Below are 21,955 nucleotides of genomic sequence, written 5' to 3'. Positions count from 1 at the left end.
ATCAGCTCTATGGTCGAGGCGTGCCAGTGACGCTGATGGTTCTCGCCGCCGCCTACGGGGCCGCGGCCGGGCTGCTCCTGCCGCGGCCCGCCCACCGGATGGGCGTCGGGCCCGAAGAGGAGTGGCGCGCCGCCTGTCCGGGGGGCCACGTCCTCACCGGGCCGGCGCGCGGCTGGCTGGGCCCGGCCCGCTGCCGCGACTGCCGGGCGGCCTACGGGCCCGCCGCGCTGCCCACGGCGGCCGTGACCGCGCTGGTCTGCGCGGCCCTGGCGGCCGCCACCGGCGCCCGGCCCGAGCTGGCGGCCTGGCTGCCGGCGACGCCCGTCGCGGTCCTGTTGGTGATCGTCGACGTACGGGTGGGTCGCCTCCCGGACGCCCTGACCCTGCCGCTCGCCCTCCTGCCGGCCGCGGTGCTCGGCGTCGTCGGATGGCAGACGGATCACAGCGGGGCGTGGCTGCGGGCGCTGCTGGGCGGCGCCGCGCTCGGCGCGTTCTATCTCCTGCTGTTCGTCGTCAACCCGGCGGGCATCGGGCTGGGTGACGTCAAGCTCGCGGTCGGCCTGGGGGTCGCCCTTGGGTGGTACGGCTGGCGCGCCGTCGTCACCGGCGGCGCGGCCGGGGTGCTGCTCGGCGCCCTCTACGGTGCCGGACTGCTGCTCACCAGGCGCGACCGGCGGAAACAGACCATGCCCCTGGGCCCGTCCATGATCGTCGGCGCGTTCTGCGGATTGCTGCTGAGCGCCGCCGCGGTCTCCTGACCGCCGCCCGGCCGGCCTTCCCGGCCGCTCTCCGCCCGCCCGCGCCCCCGCCGGGCCACGCCCACCCTCCCCGCCTTGCACGCAGCACCCCTCCCACGGGGTTATGGTGGAAACCCCCCCTCGGGCCGGTCCGTATCCCCCCCACGGACCGGCCCGCTTTTTCTTGCCCGGACGAGCGCGCCGCCGCCCGCCGGGCCCGCCGCCCCCGCCGGTCCGCCCGCCGCGTCCGGCGCCCCCGCCCCGCCGTCAGCCCCGGCGGGCCCAGATGTTCACGCCGTCCGTGGACTTCGCGAACTGATCGATCTCGGCCAGCTCCGCCGCCGTGATCTCGGGCGCGCCCAGCGCCGCGACGTTGGCCTCCAACTGGGCGACGCTGCTCGCGCCGATCAGGGCGGACGTCATCCGCTCGTCGCGCAGCACCCAGCACAGCGCCAGTTGCGCCAGCGACTGGCCGCGGCGGTCGGCGATCTCGTTCAGGCCGTGGAGCCGGCGCAGCACGTCCTCCGACAGCAGGTCCGGGTCCAGCGACTTGCCCTGCGAGGCCCGCGAGCCCTCGGGGATGCCGTGCAGGTACTTGTCCGTCAGCAGGCCCTGCGCCAGCGGTGCGAAGGAGATGCAGCCCATCCCCTCCGCCTCCAGGGTGTCCAGCAGCCCGTCGTCCTCGGTCCAGCGGTTGATCATCGAGTACGAGGGCTGGTGGATGAGCGCCGGGACGCCCATGCCGCGCAGGATGCGGGCCGCCTCGCGGGTCTGCTGGGCGTTGTAGGACGAGACGCCCGCGTACAGCGCCTTGCCCTGCTGGACGGCGGACGCGAGCGCGCCCATCGTCTCCTCCAGCGGGGTGGCCGGGTCGAAGCGGTGCGAGTAGAAGATATCGACGTAATCGACACCCATCCGCTTCAGTGAGGCATCGAGCGACGAGAGGAGATATTTCCGCGAGCCCCATTCGCCGTACGGGCCGGGGTGCATCAGATATCCGGCCTTCGTGGAGAGAATGATCTCGTCGCGGTAGGGCCGGAAGTCCTGCGCGAAGATCTTTCCGAAGTTCAGCTCCGCGGATCCGGGCGGCGGACCGTAGTTGTTCGCCAGGTCGAAGTGCGTGACGCCCAGGTCGAAGGCGCGGCGCAGGATGGCACGCTGCGAGGCGAGGGTGCGGTCGTCCCCGAAGTTGTGCCACAGTCCGAGGGAGATAGCGGGGAGTTTGAGGCCGCTGCGGCCGGTGCGCCGGTACTCCATGGAGTCATAGCGCGAATCCACGGCGCGGTAGTGAGAGGTGCCAGTCATGCTCATCTCCCTATCACGTACTTGTGACACACCTGATTGGGCCTTCCACAGACCGGAGAAGTAAAGTTGCCGACTTGAGGCGACGGGGCGACCGCCATTTCGGCACGGAGGGGCTGGACCACACATGCTGCGATCTTCCGGGGTGCGCATCCCGTATCCGCCCGCACTGCGCGATCTGGTCTACCGGCTGTACGCGCGCCGGGTCGAGGGCCGTCTGGACCACAGCCAGGTGCCCAAGCACATCGGCGTCATCCTGGACGGCAACCGGCGCTGGGCCCGGGCCGACGGGCGGACGCCCGAACAGGGCCACCAGGCCGGCGCGGCCAAGATCAGCGAGCTGCTGGGCTGGTGCGCGGAGACCGATGTGGAGGTCGTCACGCTCTGGATGCTCTCCACGGACAACCTCGACCGGCCCGAGGACGAGCTGACGCCGCTGCTGGGCATCATCGAGAACACCGTGCGCGACCTGGCGGCCGACGGCCGCTGGCGGGTGCACCACGTCGGCAACCGGGACCTGCTGCCCGCCGGGACGCAGAAGGTACTGAAGGAAGCCGAAGACACCACCGTCGACAACACGGGCATTTTGGTCAATGTCGCCGTCGGGTACGGCGGCCGCCAGGAGATCGCGGACGCGGTGCGCTCGCTGCTGCTGGAACACGCCGCGCGCGGCACCTCCTTCGAGGAGCTCGCCGAGATCGTCGACATCGAACGCATCTCCGAGCACCTCTACACCCGCGGCCAGCCCGACCCGGACCTGGTGATCCGCACGAGCGGCGAACAGCGGCTGTCGGGCTTCATGCTCTGGCAGAGTGCCCATTCGGAGTACTACTTCTGCGAGGTCTTCTGGCCGGCGTTCCGGAAGGTCGACTTCCTGCGCGCCCTGCGTGACTACGCCGCCCGGCACCGGCGTTACGGCTTCTGACCCCCGAGCCGACCCCCGGACGATCACGCGTAACCAAAGATTCACCGAGCGGGCGTCATATGCCGTGGCATGGGCGCGCGCCAACAAGGGCATATCCCAAGCAGGTCGGCGTCCGGAACCAGACATCGGGCGCCGTATCTCAGCGGATGGCATGGGGCTGTCCGCCCGGGAGGCCCGTTGCTCATCACGGACGATCGTGCGTACCGCACGGATGACGCGGAGGGCCGGCGTTCGGCCCGCGCGTCGTGGCCAGAACCCGGTCCTGTCCCCCGCGACGCCGTCGCACCCCGACCTCATCCGAGGGGGTTCGTCCACCCGTGGTGAACAGCAACAAGCGCCGTGAGAACGGCCGGCGCACTTACGTCCTCGACACCAGCGTCCTGCTGGCCGATCCAGGCGCCATGTCCCGCTTCGACGAGCACGAAGTCGTGCTGCCCGTCGTCGTCGTCACGGAGTTGGAGGCGAAGAGGCACCATCCCGAACTCGGCTATTTCGCGCGCCAGGCGCTGCGCCTGCTCGACGGCTACCGCGTGCAGTTCGGGAGGCTGGACGCCCCCATCCCCATCGGGGACCTCGGCGGCTCGCTGCGCGTCGAACTGAACCACTCCGACCCGGGCATCCTGCCCGCGGCCTTCTTGAACCAGCACAACCGGCTCGGCGACAACGACTCGCGCATCCTGGCGGTGGCGCGCAACCTCCAGGCCGAGGGGTACGACGTCACGGTCGTCTCCAAGGACCTGCCGCTGCGCATCAAGGCGTCGTCGGTCGGACTGCTGGCCGAGGAGTACCGCGCCGAGCTGGCGGTCACCGACTCCGGCTGGACGGGCATGGCCGAGCTGCCCGTCACCGCCGAGCAGGTCGACGACCTGTTCGCCGCCGAGACCGCCCACGTGCCGGAGGCCGCCGGACTCCCGGTGCACACCGGGCTGGTGCTCCAGAGCGAACGCGGCAAGGCGCTCGGCCGGGTCACGCCGGAGGGCGCGGTCCGGCTGGTGCGCGGCGACCGGGAGGCGTTCGGCATCCACGGCCGCAGCGCCGAGCAGCGCATCGCGCTGGACCTGCTGCTCGATCCCGAGGTCGGCATCGTCTCGATGGGCGGCCGGGCCGGCACCGGGAAGTCGGCGCTGGCGCTGTGCGCGGGCCTGGAGGCCGTGCTGGAGCGGCAGCAGCACCGCAAGGTGATGGTGTTCCGGCCGCTGTACGCCGTCGGCGGGCAGGAGCTGGGCTATCTGCCGGGCAGCGAGGCGGAGAAGATGAGCCCCTGGGCTCAGGCCGTCTTCGACACGCTGTCCGCGGTGACGAGCAAGGACGTCATCGAAGAGGTGGTGGGCCGCGGAATGCTGGAGGTGCTGCCGCTCACCCATATTCGCGGACGGTCGCTGCATGACGCGTTCGTCATCGTGGACGAGGCCCAGTCACTGGAGAAGAACGTCCTTTTGACGGTTCTGTCCAGGATCGGGGCCAATTCCCGGGTGGTGCTGACGCATGACGTCGCACAACGCGACAATCTCCGGGTCGGGCGGTATGACGGAGTGGTCGCCGTCGTGGAGAAGCTGAAGGGCCATCCGCTGTTCGCCCATGTCACGCTCACCCGCTCGGAGCGTTCGCCGATCGCGGCGCTGGTGACCGAAATGCTGGAGGACGGCCGGATCTGACCCTTTGTAAACCCGTGCGCCGCCCGGCAAAGCGAAGGAGCTTAGCCGGGCGGCGTCGCGCCGCGCGGGGATATCCGAAAAACCGCAGGTGTAAACGGGGTGTGAGCTTTCACACGCAACGGAGAATTGATTCGGGGCCTCTCGTTGGGGCAGAGTCTGGGTCCTGTCAGGCCCCGCATACGGCACACCAGCATCCCCAGAGGTGCGGAACACCCCGAACTTCATAGCGAGTCGCCGTATGCCGCCCGAGCACCACGCGGACCCCTAGGGGACGTACCGGGCCAGTGCCTCCCGTGACCAGTCGGTCCCTACCGCTCAACAGGGGCCGGAACAAGGGGAGACCAGCGCCAGGGGCACGATTGCGTCCGCGAGGTCACCTATGCGGGCGATGCTGGAAGGAAAACGTGTGAGCCGGATCTCGGTCCGGGGATTCGCCGTGGCCTCCGCCACCGCGGTCACCACCGTCGGCGCCGTCGTCGGCGTCGCGTCAGGCAGCCAGGCCTCGGTCGGTAACGCCGAAGCCGCCGCTGCCGAAGCGACGATCGCCGACATCCCCGCGGGCCAGCAGGCCCAGGTACAGACGGCTTCCCTGACGCAGCAGGCGGACGAGCAGTCCACCCAGGCCGATGCCGCGGCGCTGAAGTCCGCACAGGAGTCGGCGCGCAAGGCAGCCGCACAGACCGCGCAGGACAAGAAGGACGCCGCGGAAGAGGCAGCGGCGAAGAAGGCCGCCGAAGCGCGTGAGAAGAAGGAGCTGGCCGCGTCCCGCTCCGCCGCGCGCGACGCGAGCGACTTCACCGTCAAGGGCTCATACACCATCGCCGAGACCCAGGCCATGGCGCGCCAGATGATGGCCGGCGACCAGTTCCAGTGCTTCAGCAACATAGTGGATCACGAATCGGGCTGGAACTACCGGGCCACCAACGCCTCCTCGGGCGCGTACGGGCTGGTGCAGGCGCTGCCCGGCTCGAAGATGGCCTCGGCCGGCGCCGACTGGCAGACCAACCCGGCCACGCAGATAAAGTGGGGCCTGAACTACATGAACGACCGCTACGGCAGCCCCTGCGGCGCCTGGTCGTTCTGGCAGGCCAATAGCTGGTACTAGGCCGACCCAGGCCGCCGGCAGCACAGCAGCACGTCGCGAAACCCCCGACCGCGTCCGCGTCGGGGGTTTCGCGCATCCGTCACGGGTAACGTCGTGCCGTCAGTTGTGCGGGCGGGCGGGGAAGAGGAAGCGACATGTCCAGATTGCCTCAGTGGGTCGGTGACCTGGGAGCAGGTCTGACCCGGCTCTCGCAGCGGCTTGAGGAACAGCGCCGCCGCGCGGAAGCGGCGGCCGACGACGACCCGGACGGGATGGGGCGGGCCGGGGACGCGGACGCCCAGGACGGCACGGGCCACTCCTGGACGTCCGGGAGCGCGACCGCGACCGCCACCGCCAAGCGGGTGCCGGACACCTCGGACGGCGTCCCGCACCCCGGCACTCCGGCCGCCGCGCGGTCCGACGAGGTCCGTCCGCCGGACTCCGTACCCGCGCCCCCTTTGTACGCGCCCGCCGTCGCCGCCCGGCCCGATCCGGTCGACGCGGTGCCGTGGGGCGTACGGGTCGCCGCCGAGGTCGGCTGGCGGCTGCTCATCCTGGCCGGGACGCTGTGGGTGCTCGCGCGGGTCATCACCACCATCGAACTGGTCGTGCTGGCCTTCATCGCCGCGCTGCTGATCACCGCGCTGCTCCAGCCCGCCGTCGGGTGGCTGCGCAACCGCGGCCTGCCGCGCGGGCCCGCGACCGTGCTGTCCTTCGTCGGCGGGTTCGTCGTCATGGGACTGGTCGGCTGGTTCGTGGTGTGGCAGGTCCAGGACAACATCGACTCGGTGTCCCGCCGCATCCAGGAGGGCATCAGCGAGCTCAAGGACTGGCTGCTCAAGAGCCCGTTCCATGTGACCGAGGGTCAGATCAACCACATCGCCAAGAATCTCCAGGACGCGATCGGCGCCAACACCGAGGCGATCACCTCCGCGGGCCTGGAGGGCGTCACCGTCGTCCTCGAAGTGCTCACCGGCATCCTGCTGGCGATGTTCACCACGCTCTTCCTGCTCTACGACGGCCGCCGGATCTGGACCTGGCTGCTCAAACTCGTACCGGCCGCGGCCCGCGAGGGGGTGGCCGGTGCCGGGCCGCGGGCCTGGCGCACGCTGACCGCCTATGTGCGCGGCACGGTCGTGGTGGCCCTGATCGACGCCATCTTCATCGGCATCGGCCTGTGGTTCCTCGATGTGCCGCTGGCCGTGCCGCTGGCCGTCTTCATCTTCCTGTTCGCCTTCATCCCGCTCGTGGGCGCGGTGGTCTCGGGCGCGCTGGCGTGCGTGGTCTCGCTGGTCACCCAGGGCGTGTTCACGGCCCTGCTGGTGCTGGCGGTGGTGCTGGCCGTCCAGCAGATCGAGGGCCATATCCTCCAGCCCTTCATCCTGGGCCGCGCGGTCCGCGTCCACCCGCTCGCCGTGATCCTGTCGGTCGCCGCGGGCGGTCTGATCGCGGGCATCGGCGGGGCGGTCGTCGCGGTGCCGCTGGTGGCGGTCACCAACACCGTCGTCGGGTTCCTGCGCGCGTACTCCAAGGAGCAGGCGCTGCGGATGATGCCGCCGGCGCACGGCTCCACGGCGCTCGGTGCGACGCCGGCGCAGGCGCAGGCGCCGCCGACGGCGGACGCGGAAGCGGCCCGGGACTAGGAGCGGGCCGGGGGCTCATCCCCGTACGCGCGAAACCCCGCGGACACGAGGTGTCCGCGGGGTTTCGTCGTATGACGGGTGATGCGGGTGCCCGCACCGCCTCACTACTCGGCGAGGGTGGCCTCGGAGTCGAGGGTGGCGCCGACGGCCTGGAGCACCGAGGCGATCTTGATGGCCTCAAGGATCGTCTCGCGGTCCACGCCCGCCTTGCGCAGCACCTGCTCGTGCGAGTCCAGGCACATGCCGCAGCCGTTGATGGCCGAGACGGCCAGCGACCACAGCTCGAAGTCGACCTTCTCCACACCGGGGTTGCCGATGACGTTCATCCGCAGACCGGCGCGCATGGTGCCGTACTCCGGGTCCGACAGCAGGTGCCGGGTGCGGTAGAAGACGTTGTTCATCGCCATGATGGCGGCCGCCGACTTGGCGGCGGTGTACGCCTCGGCGGAGAGGTTGGCCTTGGCCTCCGGCTCCAGCTCACGCAGCACCTTCGGCGAGCGCGAGGCGATCGCGCAGGCCAGCACGGTGCCCCAGAGCTGCTGCTGGGGGAGTTCGCTGTTGCCGATGACCGAACCGAGGTTCAGCTTCAGGTCCTTGGCGTAGTCCGGCAGAGCGGACTTCAGTGCGTCGAGTGCCATGTCGGATCAGCTCACTCGCCCGAGAGGAGCGCGACCGGGTCGAGGGTCTCGTCGCCCTTGCTCCAGTTGCACGGGCACAGCTCGTCGGTCTGCAGGGCGTCCAGCACCCGCAGGACCTCCTTGGGGTTACGGCCGACGGAGCCGGCGGTCACCATGGTGAACTGGATCTCGTTGTTCTGGTCGACGATGAAGACGGCGCGCTGCGCGAAGCCGTCCTCGCCCTCGATGCCCAGGTCGCGCATCAGCTCGTGCTTGGAGTCGGCGAGCATCGGGAAGGGCAGGTCGGTCAGGTCCGGGTGGTCCTTGCGCCAGGCGTGGTGCACGAACTCGGAGTCACCGGAGAAGCCGAGGATCTGCGCGTCACGGTCGGCGAACTCCTCGTTCAGCTTGCCGAACGCGGCGATCTCGGTGGGGCACACGAAGGTGAAGTCCTTGGGCCACGCGAAGACGATCTTCCACTTGCCCTCGTAGGTCTTGTGGTTGATCTGCTCGAACTCCTTGCCGGTCTCCAGGGAGACACAGGCGGTCAGATCGAACTCGGGGAACTTGTCACCAACAGTGAGCACGCGCTCTCCTTGCGAAAATGCAAGCCCGCTCGACGTCCCTTGTGAGGATTCGGGGGCTTTTCTTGAGGCTTGGACGGTGGACACAGTGGCACAGCGGACATTGATCAGGGAAATAGCCGGACTGGTTGATGTTGATCGGGTCTGGCTATCAGTGGACTGGCGTGGCCCCGGGTGGCCGCCCCGCCCCGCCGGGCATTGATCAGAAACCCTCGCTAGAATGGGTGATCTCGATCGGAGGTGGTTATCAGTGGCTTCGCCTCTGACCCCCGGCGGGAGACCCCGCCAACCCAGCCTGGCCCAGTTGCGGGCCTTCGTCGCCGTCGCCGAGCACCTGCACTTCCGGGAGGCGGCGGCCGAGATCGGGATGAGCCAGCCCGCCCTGTCCGGTGCCGTGTCCGCGCTGGAGGAAGCGCTCGGCGTGCAACTGCTGGAGCGTACGACACGCAAGGTGCTGCTCTCGCCCGCGGGGGAGCGGGTGGCCGCGCGCGCCCGTACGGTCCTGGAGGCGGTCGGGGATCTGATGGAGGAAGCGGAGGCGGCGCGGGCGCCGTTCACCGGAGTGCTGCGGCTCGGGGTGATCCCGACCGTCGCGCCGTATCTGCTGCCGACCGTCCTGCGCCTGGTCCACCAGACCTACCCCGACCTCGATCTCCAGGTCCACGAGGAGCAGACCGCCTCCCTGCTGGACGGCCTCGGGCACGGGCGCCTGGACCTGCTGCTGCTCGCGGTGCCCCTCGGCGTCCCCCAGGTCACCGAACTCCCGCTCTTCGAGGAGGACTTCGTCCTCGTCGCGCCCAAGGACCACTGGCTGGGCGGGCGCGGCGACATCCCGCGCCAGGCGCTGAAGGAACTGGATCTGCTCCTCCTCGACGAGGGGCACTGCCTGCGCGACCAGGCGCTGGACATCTGCCGGGAGGCGGGCCGCGAGGAGGGGGTGCCGGTGACGACGAGCGCGGCGGGGCTGTCCACGCTGGTGCAGCTTGTGGCCGGCGGGCTGGGCGTGACCCTGCTGCCGCGCACCGCGCTGCGGGTCGAGACCGGCCGCAACGACCAGTTGACGACCGGGTACTTCGCCGACCCGGCGCCCGCCCGGCGGATCGCGCTGGCGATGCGCGGCGGGTCGGCCCGGCAGCGCGAGTTCGAGGAGTTCGCGGACGCGCTGCGGGTGGCGCTGCGGCGGCTGCCCGTACGGATCATCGACGAGTAGCTCTCGTCAACGAGTAGCCGTCGTCAACGAGCGGCCGTCGGCGCCGAAGAGGAGGCGTCGGGGGCGGCCGGTGGCGGCGGCCGTCACTCCGTGCGCAGGCCGTCGGGCCGCATCAGGCGCCACAGCGGCGGCAGGCTGAGCGCCGTCACCAACAGGATCACCCCGCCGCCGATGCCGGTCATGCCCGCCACCACCGGCCAGTCCACCGTCACCGCGCTGTCGGTCATCGTCAGCAGCAGCGCGCCGAGCCCCAGCCCGCAGCCCAGCGCCAGGCCCAGGCCGAGCGTCACCGGGATGGCGGTCTGCCACAGCACCGACCAGCCGAGCGTGGCGCGGCGGGTGCCGAAGGCGTCGAGGGTGGACAGCAGGCGGCGGCGTTCCTGGAGTTGTTCGACGGTGGAGATGATCAGGCCCGCGCCGATCAGCAGCAGGGTGACCACCGCGCCGAGGAACAGGCCGTCGCGCACGCTCGTGTACTGCGCGTCATGCGGATTGTCGACGCTCGACGCCTCGCGCAGCGTCGGGTCGATGTGCGCGGCGGTGTTGCGGAGGTACTCCACCGCGTCCTTGGTGCCGCGGTCGAAATCGACCCGCAGCTCCATGTCGGCGCTCCCGAGCCGGGCGGTGTCGAGCGCGGACGGGGTGGCCAGCAGGTCGTAAGAGGAGAGGTCGGCGTCCTGGCCGGAGGCGATCAGCGACGTGGCGCGGGCCGCGGCGGGGATCTTCCAGGGGCGCGGGGCCGCCCGCTCGCCCTCCGTGAGCGCCGGGTTGAGGTCGACGGTCGCCCCGGGCGCCACGGGGGAGTCCTTCTCCCGGGCGTCGGTGACGAAGACATCGCCGTCCCGGCAGGACGCCAGACGGGCCAGTACGCGCAGCTCGGCGCAGTTGCCGACGGCGAGCGTCGCGGTGGCGTCCGCGGCGCCGCGGCCCGTGGCGGGCAGCTTGCCGACGAGGCCGTCGACCGTGCCGTGCGCGGCGGTCACCCCCGGTGTGGCCCGCAGCGCGGTGAGCGCCCGCTGGGTCTGCGGCCAGCTCCCGGAGCCGCTCCACAGGCCGATCCGCGGGCGTTCGCCGGACTTCGCGTACGCCTGCGCGTAGCCGGCCTGCATGCCCGTCATCAGCATGTGGATCGCGATGGCGCCGGCGACCGCGACGGTGAGGCCGCTGACCGCGCGGGTGGCCGAAGCGCTGCTCAACTGCAGGCGCCGGGTGGCCAGTTGCCAGGGCACCGGGCCGCCGCGCAGCCGCCGCACCACCGCGTCGACCAGCCACGGCAGCAGGGCCGTGACGCCGAGCAGCAGCAGCATCGCGCCGCTCGCGAGCCGGAGGGTGTTCGGTGTGCTGTCCGTCCACGGCCGCTCCCCGGCCAGGGAAAGCAGCAGCAGGACGCCCGTGGCGGGCAGCGCCAGGCGCCACCACAGCCGGCGGCGGACGGCCGGCCGGTCGCGGACGATGCCCAGCGGCTCGACGGTGACGGACCGCTGCGCGAACAGCGTGACCAGGACCGACGCCGTCGGGACGAGCAGCACGATCAGTGCCGTGGCCGGCACGCCGGGGGACACGTCGGAGGGGAAGACGTTGACGTCCCACAGCGTGACCACCGAGGCGAACCGCCGCCCGCCCAGGAACAGCGCGGCACCCGCGACCAGCCCCAGCAGCGAGCCGAACAGGGCCTCGCCGGAGGCGATCCGGCGGGTGGTCGGCACGTCGGAGCCGACGAGCCGCAGCGCGGCCAGCCGGCGCTCGCGCCGTTCGTTGCCGAACCGCACGGAGGTGCCGATGAAGACCATGACCGGCGTCATCAGCGCCACACACGTCATGATCACCAGCAGGACGACGGGCGCCCGCATCGGCGGCGCCTCCCAGTCCTTGCCGAAGTGGTCGACGCGGTAGCCGGCGGACTCGGCCAGGGTGGCGCTCTGCGCGAAGTAGGTCAGCTCCGCCGGGCCGCGCAGCCCCTCGTCACCGATGACGCCGGCCACCTCGAAGTCCAGCCGGTCACGCAGCAGTGCGCCGCCCGGCGAGGCCAGCAGCTCCTTGAGCGCGGGGGAGACCAGCATCCGGCCGGGGCCGGGCAGGTGACCCACACCGGGCGGCACGGGCGGGTGCGCGCCGTCCGGGCGCACCAGCCGGCCGCGGACCGGTTCGCCGCGGAAGGTGGTGTCGGCGGGGGCGTAGAGCACGGTGTCGTCGGCGGGCGCGGGCTCGTGCCGCTGGCCGAGGTTCTCGCGCGCCTTCTCCCGGCCGTGCCAGGAATCCATCAGGGACGGCACGGAAGCGCCGAGCAGCAGGACGGCCACGCCCAGCGCTACGCCCGCGGCGGTCAGCGCCGTACGGATCCAGCCCGTACGGCCGCCGCCGGCCGCGCACCGCATGCCCATGGCCAGGTCACGGGCCCAGACGGAGGGGCCGGTGCGCGGGGTGGGGAGCGGGGCGGGGTGCACGGGACCGGGGCGGGCGGCGGCGTCCGCCGGGCCCGGGCGTCCGCGGTCACCGTCCCGCCCGCCGCCGGCGCCGGACCGCGAGCGGAGCGGATTCATCCCAGGCCCGCCAGCATGTCCTTGACCCTGCCGTCGCGGACGACGATCTCGCGGTCGGAGTAGGCGGCGACCCGGGCCTCGTGGGTGACCAGGACGACGGCGGCGTTGGTCTCGCGGGCGGCGTCCGTCAGCAGCGTCAGCACCCGTTCGCCGTTGAGGGAGTCCAGGGCGCCGGTCGGTTCGTCGGCGAACAGGACGCGGGGGCGGGTGACCAGGGCGCGGGCGACGGCGACGCGCTGCGCCTGGCCGCCGGATATCTCACCGGGCCGCCGGCCACCGACGCCCGTCACCTCCAGCCGCTCCAGCCACTCCCGCGACCGGCGCTCGGCGTCCTTGCGCTTGACGCCGTTGAGTCGCAGCGGCAGCGCGACGTTCTCCAGGCAGGTCAACTCCGGCACGAGCTGCCCGAATTGGAAGACGAAGCCGAAGTCGCCGCGGCGCAGCGCGCTGCGCTGGGCGTCGGAGAGGGCGGTCAGGTCGTGCGGGCCGTAGCGGACGGTGCCGGCGTCCGGCCGGATGATGCCGGCCAGGCAGTGCAGCAGCGTCGACTTGCCGGAGCCGGAGGGGCCCATGACGGCGACGACCTCGCCCGGGTGGACGGAGAACTCCGCGCCGTCCAGCGCGGGTGTGGCTCCGTACGCCTTGCGCAGCCCCTCGGCCGCCAGCAGGGATCCCTCGGGCGTCATACGCGGACCGTCTCCGCGAGCCCGTCCAGGCGGGCCGCGGTCAGTTCCAGCCAGCGCAGATCCGCTTCGAGGTGGAACAGGGCGTGGTCGCAGATGAGCTGGTCGGCGAGGTCGCCGCCGCGCTTGCGCTCGGTCAGCCCGCGCATCAGCCGCAGGTGCTCGGCCCGCTGGGTGTCGAGCAGCTCGGCGGCGTTCCGGCCGGTCATCAGGGCCAGGACGACCTTGGTGTAGAGCGTCGACTGGAGGTAGGGCTCGGGCTTCTCCGGTCGGGCCAGCCACCGCTCGACGTCGGTGACGCCCGCCTCCGTGATGGCGTACCGCTTGCGCTCGGGGCCGGCACCGGCCTCCACCGCGTCCACCTCGACCAGACCGTTCTTCAGCAGCCGGGACATCGTGGAGTAGACCTGACCGTAGTGCAGCGGGCGGTCGTGGCCGAAGCGCTCGTCGAAGGCCCGCTTGAGGTCGTAGCCATGGCGGGGGCCGGACTCCAGGAGGCCCAGCAGCGTATGACCGATTGACATGCCGACCACTTTACTTGGCCTGTAATCCGGGTGTATACGCGCGATGTATACGGCCTGGGTGGGCACACCCCGCGCCCGGTCGCGGATCTCGGGGCGCGCCCGGACCGCACTCCGCACACGCCGCCGGACGCTCAGTCCTCGTCCGACGTGCCGGCCGGCGGCCGCCCCTTGGGGGGCCGGCCCCGCCGCGGGATGGCGCCCGCGCCCTTGGGCAGCCGTCCCGCGTCCGCGAGGGCCTTGCGGAGCAGGAACTCGATCTGCGCGTTGGCGCTGCGCAGCTCGTCGTTGGCCCACCGCGCCAGCGCGTCGTGGATCAGCGGATCGAGCCGCAGCAGCACCTGCTTGCGCTGCCGCGGCCCTCTCGCGGGGGCCCGTTCGCCCTCGGCGCCGGGCCCCTGGGGGGTGTCGGCGCTCACTGGTAGAGGGAGCCCGTGTTCAGCACCGGCTGGGCGGCCCGGTCGCCGCACAGCACCACCATCAGATTGCTCACCATGGCCGCCTTGCGCTCCTCGTCCAGCTCGACGATGCCCTGCTCGCTGATCCGCGCCAGCGCCTGCTCGACCATGCCCACCGCGCCCTCGACGATCTGCTGGCGGGCCGCGACGACCGCGCCGGCCTGCTGCCGCTGGAGCATCGCGGAGGCGATCTCGGGGGCGTAGGCGAGGTGGCTGAAGCGCGACTCGATGATCCGTACGCCGGCGGCCTGGACCCGGGCGGTCAGTTCGGCGGCGAGCTTCTCGGTGATCTCCTCGGCGTTGCCGCGCAGGGAGAGGGCGTTCTCGTCGTGCGCGTCATAGGGGTACTCGATGGCGATGTGCCGGACGGCCGCCTCGGTCTGGGTGGCGACGAACTCCAGGAAGTCGTCGACCTCGAACAGCGCCTGGGCGGTGTCCTCCACCCTCCACACCACGATCGAGGCCAGCTCGATGGGGTTGCCGTAGGCGTCGTTGACCTTCAGGACGGCGGTCTCGTGGTTGCGCACCCGGGTGGAGATCTTCCGGGCGGAGGTGAGCGGGTTGACCCAGCGCAGGCCGTCGGTGCGGATCGTGCCGACGTACCGTCCGAAGAGCTGGATGACCCGGGCCTCGCCGGGCGCGACCATCTTGACGCCGGTCATGCAGAAGAAGGAGCCGACGAGCACCAGGATGCCGACGACGACCAGCGCCACGCCGGCCGCGTCGTTGCCGCCCGAGCCGAGCACGCCGCCGGCGACGAGGCCGGCGATGCCCAGGAACACCCCCAGCACGGTCAGTAGCAGGGCGACGCCGCCCGGGATGCTGTGCGCCGCGGTCTCGCGGACCTGCGGCTGCGGCATCTCGGGGGTGTCGGCGGCGAGTGCGCCGCCGGAGTCGGTGGTGCGGTCGGCGGTTGTCCGGTCGGACATGGGATCCCCGTTTCCTCGCGCCGCGACAGTTGAGGCCACGATGCGACTGCTGATGTCACTGGCTTAGCAAAGTGCTAGCACTTTAGCCCACGGATCCCGTACGCCGCCAGGCCGACGCGGAAAACCCGGTGTGGGGTTCCCTCGCCCCGGGTGCTGTTTGTCACGTCGGGAAAAGCCTTGATCGATGAGTATTTGTTGACAGATGCGGTGTTAGCTTCAACAGCTAGTTGGCTGGGGGCGGAATTGACTGGAGTTGCTTAAGCGATGGGCCGTGCGGAAGCGAGACGGGCGCGACAGGGGAGCGCCCGCCGGGCCAGGAAACAGCAGAAGGGCGTCATACGCCGCCTGTTCACCTGGAAGAAGATCCTCGGAACCTTCCTCGGGGTGTGCCTGCTGGGCATCCTCGGCTTCATCGGCCTGTACCTCTACGTCGATGTCCCCACGCACGGCAATCAGGACGCCGAGCAGCAGAGCAACATCTACAAGTACGCCGACGGCAAGGTCATGGCACGGGCCGGCGCGGTCAACCGCGAGACCGTCGACATCAGCCGCATCCCCAAGGCCGTCCAGTACACCTTCGTCGCCGCCGAGAACAAGACCTTCTTCAAGGACTCCGGCGTCGACCTCAAGGGCACCTTCCGCGGCATCCTCAACACCCTGATGGGCCGCGGCAAGCAGGGTGGCTCGACGATCACCCAGCAGTACGTCAAGAACTACTACCTGAGCCAGGAGCAGACGGTCAGCCGCAAGCTCCAGGAGATCGTCATCTCGCTCAAGGTGGACAACAAGTTCACCAAGGAGCAGATCCTCGCCGGCTACATCAACACCAGCTACTACGGCCGCGGCGCGTACGGCATCCAGGCCGCCGCCCAGGCCTACTACAGCGTGGACGTCGAGAAGCTCACCGTCTCCCAGGGCGCCTATCTCGCCTCGCTGCTCCAGGCGCCGAGCCAGTACGACTGGACCACCGCGACCGAGGCCGGCAGGAAGCGGGTCAAGGAACGCTGGGCCTACACCCTCAACAACATGGTCGAGATGCACTGGCTGCCCTCGTCCGAGCGCGACAAGCAGACGTTCCCCACGCCGCATGACCCCAAGCCGCTGCCCGGGCTCGACGGCCAGAGCGGCTACCTCGTCGAGGCGGCCAAGAAGGAACTCTTCGCCCACGGCGTCGACGAGAAGGAATTCGCGGCCGGCGGCTGGACCGTCACCCTCGGCATCGAGCGGGACAAGCAGCGGGCGCTGGAGAAGGCCGTCAAGCACAAGCTGACCGACGACCTCGACCCCAAGAAGCGCGACGTCGACGCCGACGCCCAGATCGGCGCCACCTCCGTCGACCCCAAGACCGGTCACATCGTGGCGATGTACGGCGGCGCGGGCTACACCACGCACTACACCAACAACGCCCTGCGCTCGGACTACCAGCCCGCCTCCACCTTCAAGCCGCTGATCCTCGCCTCGGCCATGGAGAACAAGGCCACCACACAAAGCGGCGTCCCGATCACCCCGAACACGATCTACGACGGCCGCAACCGCCGCCCGGTCGTCGGCGGGATGTCCCCCTTCGCACCGCCCAACGAGGACGAGCACCAGTACGGCAAGATCAGCGTCCAGACCGCGACGAACAACTCCGTCAACAGCGTCTTCGCCCAGATGGGCGCCGACGTCGGCCTGGACAAGGTCAAGAAGACCGCCGTCAGCCTCGGCATGGACGGGGCCAAGATGGACGTCCAGCCCGCCATGACGCTGGGCACCATGGGCGCCAGCACCCTCCAGATGGCCGGCGCCTACGCCACGCTCGACAACCACGGCAAGAAGGTCACCCCGACGCTGGTCACCAAGGCCGTGCACGGCACCGAGCCCACCGACCTGCCCGACCCGATCGGCGACCAGGTCCTCAGCCGCGAGACGGCCGACACCGTCACCTCCGTCCTGACCGGCGTCGTCAACGACGGCACGGCCACGGACTCCGTGAAGAACGCCGACTACAAGGCGGCCGGCAAGACCGGCACCTCCGACGACAACAAGTCCGCCTGGTTCGTGGGCTACACGCCCAAGCTGGTCACCGCCGTCGGCATGTTCGGCGAGGCAGCCAAGTCCGAGGGCAAGATCGGCCAGGGTGCCCAGGTCACCCTCAAGGGCACCGGGGGCGGCGGCCGCGTCAACGGCGGCGGCTACCCCGCCCTGGTGTGGGCCGACTACACCGCAGCCGCGATCGGCGGCGCCACGGGCGCCGACTTCGACCTGGAGACCGACCTCGGCGCGGGGGTGCCCCCGACCACCGCCCCGACGCCGACCCGCACCCCCTCCGCGTCCGCCACCCCGTCCCAGACACCGAGCCAGACCCCCTCGCAGACCCCGACGGCACCCACCCAGAGCCCGAAGGACCCCACGAGCAGCCCGCCGGTGACCCCGACGACGCCCAACCCGACCGGCTCGTCCCCGCCCGACGGGGGCACCACGGACGGCGGCACCGGCGACGGCACCGGCGGCGGCACCGGACCCGACGGCGACAAGACCCTGCCCGGCTTCGACTGACGGGCCACCCAGACCGGCCGCCGTCCCGGCCGGCGACAGCAGGCCCCCGCCCGGAACCCCGGACGGGGGCCTGCGCCACGTCGCCGCCTCAGCCGTGCGCCGCGCCCGGCGGCATCGACAGCTCGAACCACACGACCTTGCCCATGCTCAGCCGGGTCGCGCCCCAGCGCCGCGCCATCCGGTTGACGAGATACAGGCCCCGCCCGCCCTCGTCCGACGGCCGGGCCTGGCGCAGCCGCGGCAACTGCGGCACGTCGTCACCCACCTCGCAGCGCAACACGTCCGTACGCAGCAGCCGCAGCGTGATCGGCCGCTCCGCGTACCGCACCGCGTTGGTCACCACCTCGCTGACCAGCAGCTCCAGTTGATCGGTCAGCTCGTCCAGCCCCCAGCGCGCCAACGCCCGCCGGGCCAGCCGGCGCGCCTGCCCGGCCGTCTGCGCCTTCGGATCCAGATACCAGTACGCCACATCGCTCGGCGCGATCCCGTCGAACCGGGCCGCCAGCAGCGCGATGTCGTCATCGCGGTCACCGGGCCCCAGCATGTCCAGCACCTCGTCGCAGAGCGGCTCCAACGGCGGCGGATTGGGACCCGTCAACCGGGCCGTCTCCGTCAACCGCTCCCGCAACTGCTCGATCCCGGTCCACACGTCCCGGATCCGCGACTCCACCAGACCGTCGGTGTACAGCACGAGCGTGGCGCCCGCCGGGGCGTCCAGCTCCACCGCCTCGAAGTCCACACCGCCCACACCGATCGGCGCGCCCGGCGGCACCCGCAGCACCTCCGCACGGCCGCCCCGGTGCAGCATCACCGGCGGCGGATGCCCGGCGTTGGCGATCACGATCCGGTGCGCCACCGGGTCGTACACCGCGTAAAGGCACGTCGCCATCCGGTCCGAACCCAGCCGCTGCGCCTGCTCGTCGAGATGGTGCAACACCTCCTGCGGCGGCAGGTCCAGACCCGCCAGCGTCTGCGCCGTCGTCCGGAGCTGGCCCATGATCGCCGCCGACGTCATCGAGTGCCCCATGACGTCACCGACCACCAGCGCCACCCGGCTGCCCGGCAGCGGAATCGCGTCGTACCAGTCGCCGCCCACCCGGGCCGTCTCGGCCGCCGGCAGATAACGGCTGGCCAGCCGCACGCCCGTCGGCTGCGGCAGCGAGTCCGGCAGCATCGTGCGCTGGAGCGCGTCGGCGATGTACGCCTCCCGGCCGTAGAGCACCGCCTTGTCCACGCCCAGCGCGGTGTGGGTCGCCAACTGCGCCGCCACCAGCAGATCGTCCGGCTCGAACGCCGGGCGGTCCGGGCGGCGCAGGAACACCGCCGCGCCGATCACCCGCCGGCGCCCGCGCAACGGCGCCAGCACCACCCGGTGACCACCCGGCAGCCGGGTGTCGGGCCCCAGCAGCTCCGGCAGCGCCGTCCGCGCGGCCTGGGCCTCGCCGAACAGCGGCCGCACCCCGCGCAGCACCTCCGCCAGCGGCCCGCCGGGGCGCACCTCGGCCAGCTCGGCCGCGCTGCCGCCCATCGCGGGGCCCAGATCCGGCTGCGCGGGCAGCATCGGCAGCCGGGTGCCGTTGGTGTCCGGCTCCTCCGGAATCCGGTCGGTACGGCGCAGCCGCAGCACCACCGGACCGGTCGGCCGCTCGTCGCCCACCGGCAGCGGATCACGCAAATACACCAAAATCGCGTCGGCGAACGTCGGCACCGTCGCCCGGCACAGCCCCAGCACGATCTCGTCGAGGTCTATGCCGCGGGCGATCCGCCGCGTCGCCGCCCCGATGAACCGCAGCCGGTCGCCGCCCGCCTGACGGGCCGCCGCCACCTCACCGCTCTCACCGGGATGCGCGGAACGCGCCGGCGGCACCACCGGCCCGGGCACCTGCGCCCCGGCGGCCTCCCCGGCCGCCCGCGCCGCACCACCGCCCACGCCCGACGGCACCTGCCGCTCGCCGGGGGAGGCCGGCGGCGGAACCGACGGCGTACCGGACGGCTCGCCGCCACGCGGCCGGGACGGACCCGCGGCGCCCGGCGTGCCGTCGCCCTCACGGGGACGGCCGATCCCCTCGCCACCCGGCTGGGGCTCCTCGCCCGGCCCGGGCACCTCCGCCCGGCCGACCGCGCCCCGGGCGGCCCGGCGCGCGGCCCGCTCGTCGGCTTCCGGCCGCGCCGCGCCCTCGCCCGCGGCCTGCACGGTGCGGGTCGCCGCCGCGGTCGCGCGGTGCTCCCGGCCCCGCCCCGCCGCGTCGTGCGCGGCCCGCCGGTCCGCGTCCGGCACCCCGCAGGACCGCCCGGGCCCCGGCACCGGCCCGTACGGATCGACGTACGGGCCCGTGGCGTCCCGCGCGGCGGCGTGGCCCGCGGCGCGGTCGCCGCCGTGCCTGGCCGCGTCCAGGCCGGAGTGGCCCGCCGGGTCCCGCTCCGCCGTGCCGTGATCCGCGGCCGGCTCGTCCTCCGGCCGGCCCGCGGCGGCCGCGACGACCCCGGTGACGAAGCCGGGCGCGGACGCCGCACCCGGCGCCTCGGGCACGCCGCCGTACCCGCCGAGGTCTTGGCCCAGGCCGAGATCCCGGCCCCTGCCGAGGTCGTCGCCCATGCCGATGTCGTCACCCCCGCGCACGGCGAACCCCGTGCCGGGTACGGGCGCGAACCCGGGTGCCGCGGGCTGCTGCAAGGCGCTGCGCGGGTCGGGAACCGCGCCGAACGGCGCCGTCCCGGCCGGCCCCCGCGAAGGGGACGCCGAGGGCGCGGCAGGCGAAGGCGGCTGCCGCGATTCGTAGGAGGTGGGGTGCTCCGTCACGCGTGGGATTCCATCCGTCCGGGGCTGCGGGCCTGACGCGCGGCGTCTCAAGCGCGTCGCAGGTGCAGAAAGAGCTGGATTTCGGGTGGTACGTCCGTACTCGCCGGGGCATACGCATACGAGTCCTCCCCGGTGACGTAGAAACCCGCGTCGTGCACGACCTTCCGCAGGTCGTCCCGCAGATAACCCGATACCCGGATCGAGTTGCCCAGGAACGGAATCGTGAAGTCGTCCACATCCGCCTCGACCATCGACAGGGCGAGCAGCCCCTCCGGTCGTAGCAGATCATGCAGCATGCGCAGCGCGTAAGGGATTTCCGCACGTGGCAGCATCAGCAGGGAGAAAAAGGCGGCGATTCCGTCGAAAGAACCCGGACCGCCGAGCCGGCCGGCCCGCAGATCCGCGATGTCCAGCCGATGGAATTCCACGGCCGGGACATTCTCCCGGGCCAGTTCGATCATCGAGGGCGACAGATCCACCCCCACCACGCGGTGCCCCGCGTCGGCTAGCTGACGGGCGGTCGGCAGGCCCGTACCGCACCCCAGATCCAGGATGCGCGAGCCGGCGGGAAGCGCCCCGGCCAGCCATTCGCCCGACGCGAGCTGCCCCTCCTTGTGCGGGAAGGCGTCGTCGTACCGGTCACCGATCGCGTCGAACGCCTCGGCCTGGCCGGCCCGGTCCAGTGCTAACCGGTTCAGGCCCTCATATCCGTCGTAGCTCGTCGCGCTCACGACCTCGCCCCTCCTGCGACCGCAGTCAAGTTCGTTTTCCAGTTCTGGAGTTGCGCCTGTGCAGTCTTGCGGAGGACGATCCTACGGTTGAAGACCCCTGGCGCAGCAAGGGGGCTCGGCCCGCTTCTCACCCCGCGGGATAACAGCCCGGCCCACAGGCGCACCTTTCCACATTCGCCCGCTTCACTCTCTCCGGTGCACCGCACTCGCACCGTTCACCTTCACCCGCTCACGACCGCAAACGCTCCGCCGGGCGGTCCCAGTCCTCCGGCAGCCGGGGAACCTCCCACGCCGGATCGGGCCGCCAGTCCTCCCAGCCGTCGCCGAACGGCCCGCCCCACGCCGCGATGTGCGCCACCGCGGCCCGACCGGCGGCCCGCACCCGGTCGGCCCGCGCGGGCGACATCAGGCCGTCCCGCTGCGCCTGTGCGAACTCGTCCTCGTCCCGCCACTCCCAGTGCCGGTCCGGATAGACGCACAGATCGAGGAAGTGGTCCTCGGAGTCGACACCGCCCGCCCAACGGTGGCGGGGCTCCTCAAGATTGACGTACCAGTTCTTGAACTGCCAGCCGCGCTCCCAGAACAACCACACCGACCACGGATCGCCCGGCCGCGCCAACTTCAGCACACCGGTGCCGAACCACTGGTCGAGGGCGGTGCGCCGCGGCTTGGTGTAACGGCTGGACAGCGGCTCGCGGTGCACCGGCGTGCCGTCGGCCAGCACCGGCTTCACACACGGCGTACCCGGCGCCATCCACGCCGCCAGCAGCTCCTCGGTGTCCTGCACCACGGTCATCGGACGGCAGATATGGAACCGGCCGGCGTCGGCGTTGTCGCGATAACGCCACAGGATCTGATCCCCCGGCGCCCAACGCCCCGGCCCCGCCGCGTCCCGCCCGCGGGTGCCGCCCGCCCCGCCTTCCGTGGTGTCCACCATGTCCGCTGTCATGCGCAGATCTTAGGCGCGGCACGTTACGCCCGCCGTGACCTGAGCCGCA

General features: G+C 71.8%; 18 protein-coding genes. 7 read left to right on the top strand and 11 right to left on the bottom strand.

Annotated features, from left to right (window positions below):
* The first annotated feature begins 20 nt into the window (after positions 1 to 20).
* Positions 21 to 758 carry a prepilin peptidase gene (locus ACZ45Z_RS10630; protein ID WP_468359322.1) on the top strand — a complete coding sequence of 246 codons (738 nt, stop codon included), beginning with the start codon at positions 21 to 23 and terminating at the stop codon, positions 756 to 758.
* 246 nt (positions 759 to 1,004) lie between these two features.
* Here ACZ45Z_RS10630 and mgrA read toward each other — a convergent pair whose 3' ends face one another.
* Entirely contained in the window at positions 1,005 to 2,042 is a 1,038-nt protein-coding gene (gene mgrA / locus ACZ45Z_RS10625; protein WP_468359320.1) for an L-glyceraldehyde 3-phosphate reductase, read from the bottom strand.
* A 124-nt stretch (positions 2,043 to 2,166) separates the two neighbouring features.
* On the opposite strand from mgrA, the gene ACZ45Z_RS10620 reads away from it, so the two are divergent.
* From ACZ45Z_RS10620 to ACZ45Z_RS10605, 4 genes are all read left to right on the top strand, one after another.
* A complete protein-coding gene (locus ACZ45Z_RS10620; protein ID WP_468359317.1) occupies positions 2,167 to 2,964 on the top strand; it encodes an isoprenyl transferase in 798 nt (265 codons plus the stop codon).
* Positions 2,965 to 3,281: 317 nt separating this feature from the next.
* Positions 3,282 to 4,619: a PhoH family protein gene (locus ACZ45Z_RS10615; RefSeq protein ID WP_468359315.1), complete on the top strand. Its 1,338-nt coding sequence runs from the start codon at positions 3,282 to 3,284 to the stop codon at positions 4,617 to 4,619.
* A 406-nt stretch (positions 4,620 to 5,025) separates the two neighbouring features.
* Positions 5,026 to 5,724, top strand: coding sequence for an aggregation-promoting factor C-terminal-like domain-containing protein (locus tag ACZ45Z_RS10610; protein WP_468359312.1), 699 nt, complete (start codon positions 5,026 to 5,028; stop codon positions 5,722 to 5,724).
* A gap of 134 nt (positions 5,725 to 5,858) precedes the next feature.
* Entirely contained in the window at positions 5,859 to 7,346 is a 1,488-nt protein-coding gene (locus tag ACZ45Z_RS10605; RefSeq protein ID WP_468359309.1) for an AI-2E family transporter, read from the top strand.
* A 104-nt stretch (positions 7,347 to 7,450) separates the two neighbouring features.
* Here the strand turns inward: ACZ45Z_RS10605 and ACZ45Z_RS10600 are convergent, their stop codons facing one another.
* Together ACZ45Z_RS10600 and ACZ45Z_RS10595 are read right to left on the bottom strand one after the other, a co-directional pair.
* Positions 7,451 to 7,984 (bottom strand): alkyl hydroperoxide reductase, encoded by a 534-nt coding sequence (locus ACZ45Z_RS10600; RefSeq protein WP_468359306.1) that lies wholly within the window; start codon positions 7,982 to 7,984, stop codon positions 7,451 to 7,453.
* An 11-nt stretch (positions 7,985 to 7,995) separates the two neighbouring features.
* The gene (locus tag ACZ45Z_RS10595) at positions 7,996 to 8,550 is read right to left on the bottom strand and encodes a peroxiredoxin (RefSeq protein ID WP_468359303.1); all 555 of its coding nucleotides are present in this window, start codon (positions 8,548 to 8,550) and stop codon (positions 7,996 to 7,998) included.
* A 247-nt stretch (positions 8,551 to 8,797) separates the two neighbouring features.
* Here ACZ45Z_RS10595 and ACZ45Z_RS10590 point away from each other — a divergent pair, with 247 nt between their 5' ends.
* The gene (locus ACZ45Z_RS10590) at positions 8,798 to 9,757 is read left to right on the top strand and encodes a hydrogen peroxide-inducible genes activator (protein ID WP_468359300.1); all 960 of its coding nucleotides are present in this window, start codon (positions 8,798 to 8,800) and stop codon (positions 9,755 to 9,757) included.
* 83 nt (positions 9,758 to 9,840) lie between these two features.
* On the opposite strand, the gene ACZ45Z_RS10585 is transcribed toward ACZ45Z_RS10590, so the two are convergent.
* From ACZ45Z_RS10585 to ACZ45Z_RS10565, 5 genes are all read right to left on the bottom strand, one after another.
* Positions 9,841 to 12,297 carry an ABC transporter permease gene (locus ACZ45Z_RS10585; protein ID WP_468359296.1) on the bottom strand — a complete coding sequence of 819 codons (2,457 nt, stop codon included), beginning with the start codon at positions 12,295 to 12,297 and terminating at the stop codon, positions 9,841 to 9,843.
* A complete protein-coding gene (locus tag ACZ45Z_RS10580) occupies positions 12,294 to 12,983 on the bottom strand; it encodes an ABC transporter ATP-binding protein (protein ID WP_468359293.1) in 690 nt (229 codons plus the stop codon). The genes ACZ45Z_RS10585 and ACZ45Z_RS10580 overlap by 4 nt, the downstream gene beginning before the upstream one ends.
* Positions 12,980 to 13,504: a PadR family transcriptional regulator gene (locus ACZ45Z_RS10575; protein ID WP_468359290.1), complete on the bottom strand. Its 525-nt coding sequence runs from the start codon at positions 13,502 to 13,504 to the stop codon at positions 12,980 to 12,982. Before ACZ45Z_RS10575 ends, ACZ45Z_RS10580 begins: the two co-directional genes overlap by 4 nt.
* Positions 13,505 to 13,635: 131 nt before the next feature.
* Entirely contained in the window at positions 13,636 to 13,920 is a 285-nt protein-coding gene (locus tag ACZ45Z_RS10570; protein WP_468359287.1) for a type II toxin-antitoxin system antitoxin, read from the bottom strand.
* Complete coding sequence (locus ACZ45Z_RS10565; protein ID WP_468359284.1) at positions 13,917 to 14,888, bottom strand: SPFH domain-containing protein; 972 nt, start codon at positions 14,886 to 14,888, stop codon at positions 13,917 to 13,919. The genes ACZ45Z_RS10570 and ACZ45Z_RS10565 overlap by 4 nt, the downstream gene beginning before the upstream one ends.
* Positions 14,889 to 15,152: 264 nt before the next feature.
* On the opposite strand from ACZ45Z_RS10565, the gene ACZ45Z_RS10560 reads away from it, so the two are divergent.
* Positions 15,153 to 17,426: a transglycosylase domain-containing protein gene (locus tag ACZ45Z_RS10560; RefSeq protein ID WP_468359281.1), complete on the top strand. Its 2,274-nt coding sequence runs from the start codon at positions 15,153 to 15,155 to the stop codon at positions 17,424 to 17,426.
* Positions 17,427 to 17,514: 88 nt separating this feature from the next.
* On the opposite strand, the gene ACZ45Z_RS10555 is transcribed toward ACZ45Z_RS10560, so the two are convergent.
* The 3 genes from ACZ45Z_RS10555 to fomD form a co-directional block, all read right to left on the bottom strand.
* A complete protein-coding gene (locus tag ACZ45Z_RS10555; protein ID WP_468359802.1) occupies positions 17,515 to 19,704 on the bottom strand; it encodes a SpoIIE family protein phosphatase in 2,190 nt (729 codons plus the stop codon).
* A 569-nt stretch (positions 19,705 to 20,273) separates the two neighbouring features.
* Complete coding sequence (locus ACZ45Z_RS10550; protein WP_468359278.1) at positions 20,274 to 20,957, bottom strand: class I SAM-dependent DNA methyltransferase; 684 nt, start codon at positions 20,955 to 20,957, stop codon at positions 20,274 to 20,276.
* A 229-nt stretch (positions 20,958 to 21,186) separates the two neighbouring features.
* Positions 21,187 to 21,906, bottom strand: a complete 720-nt coding sequence (fomD, locus tag ACZ45Z_RS10545; RefSeq protein ID WP_468359276.1) for a cytidylyl-2-hydroxypropylphosphonate hydrolase — start codon at positions 21,904 to 21,906, stop codon at positions 21,187 to 21,189.
* Between the last annotated feature and the right edge of the window lie 49 nt (positions 21,907 to 21,955).

This window comes from Streptomyces sp. NPDC031210 (assembly GCF_055570395.1).
This window is presented reverse-complemented; position numbering and strand designations above follow the sequence as displayed.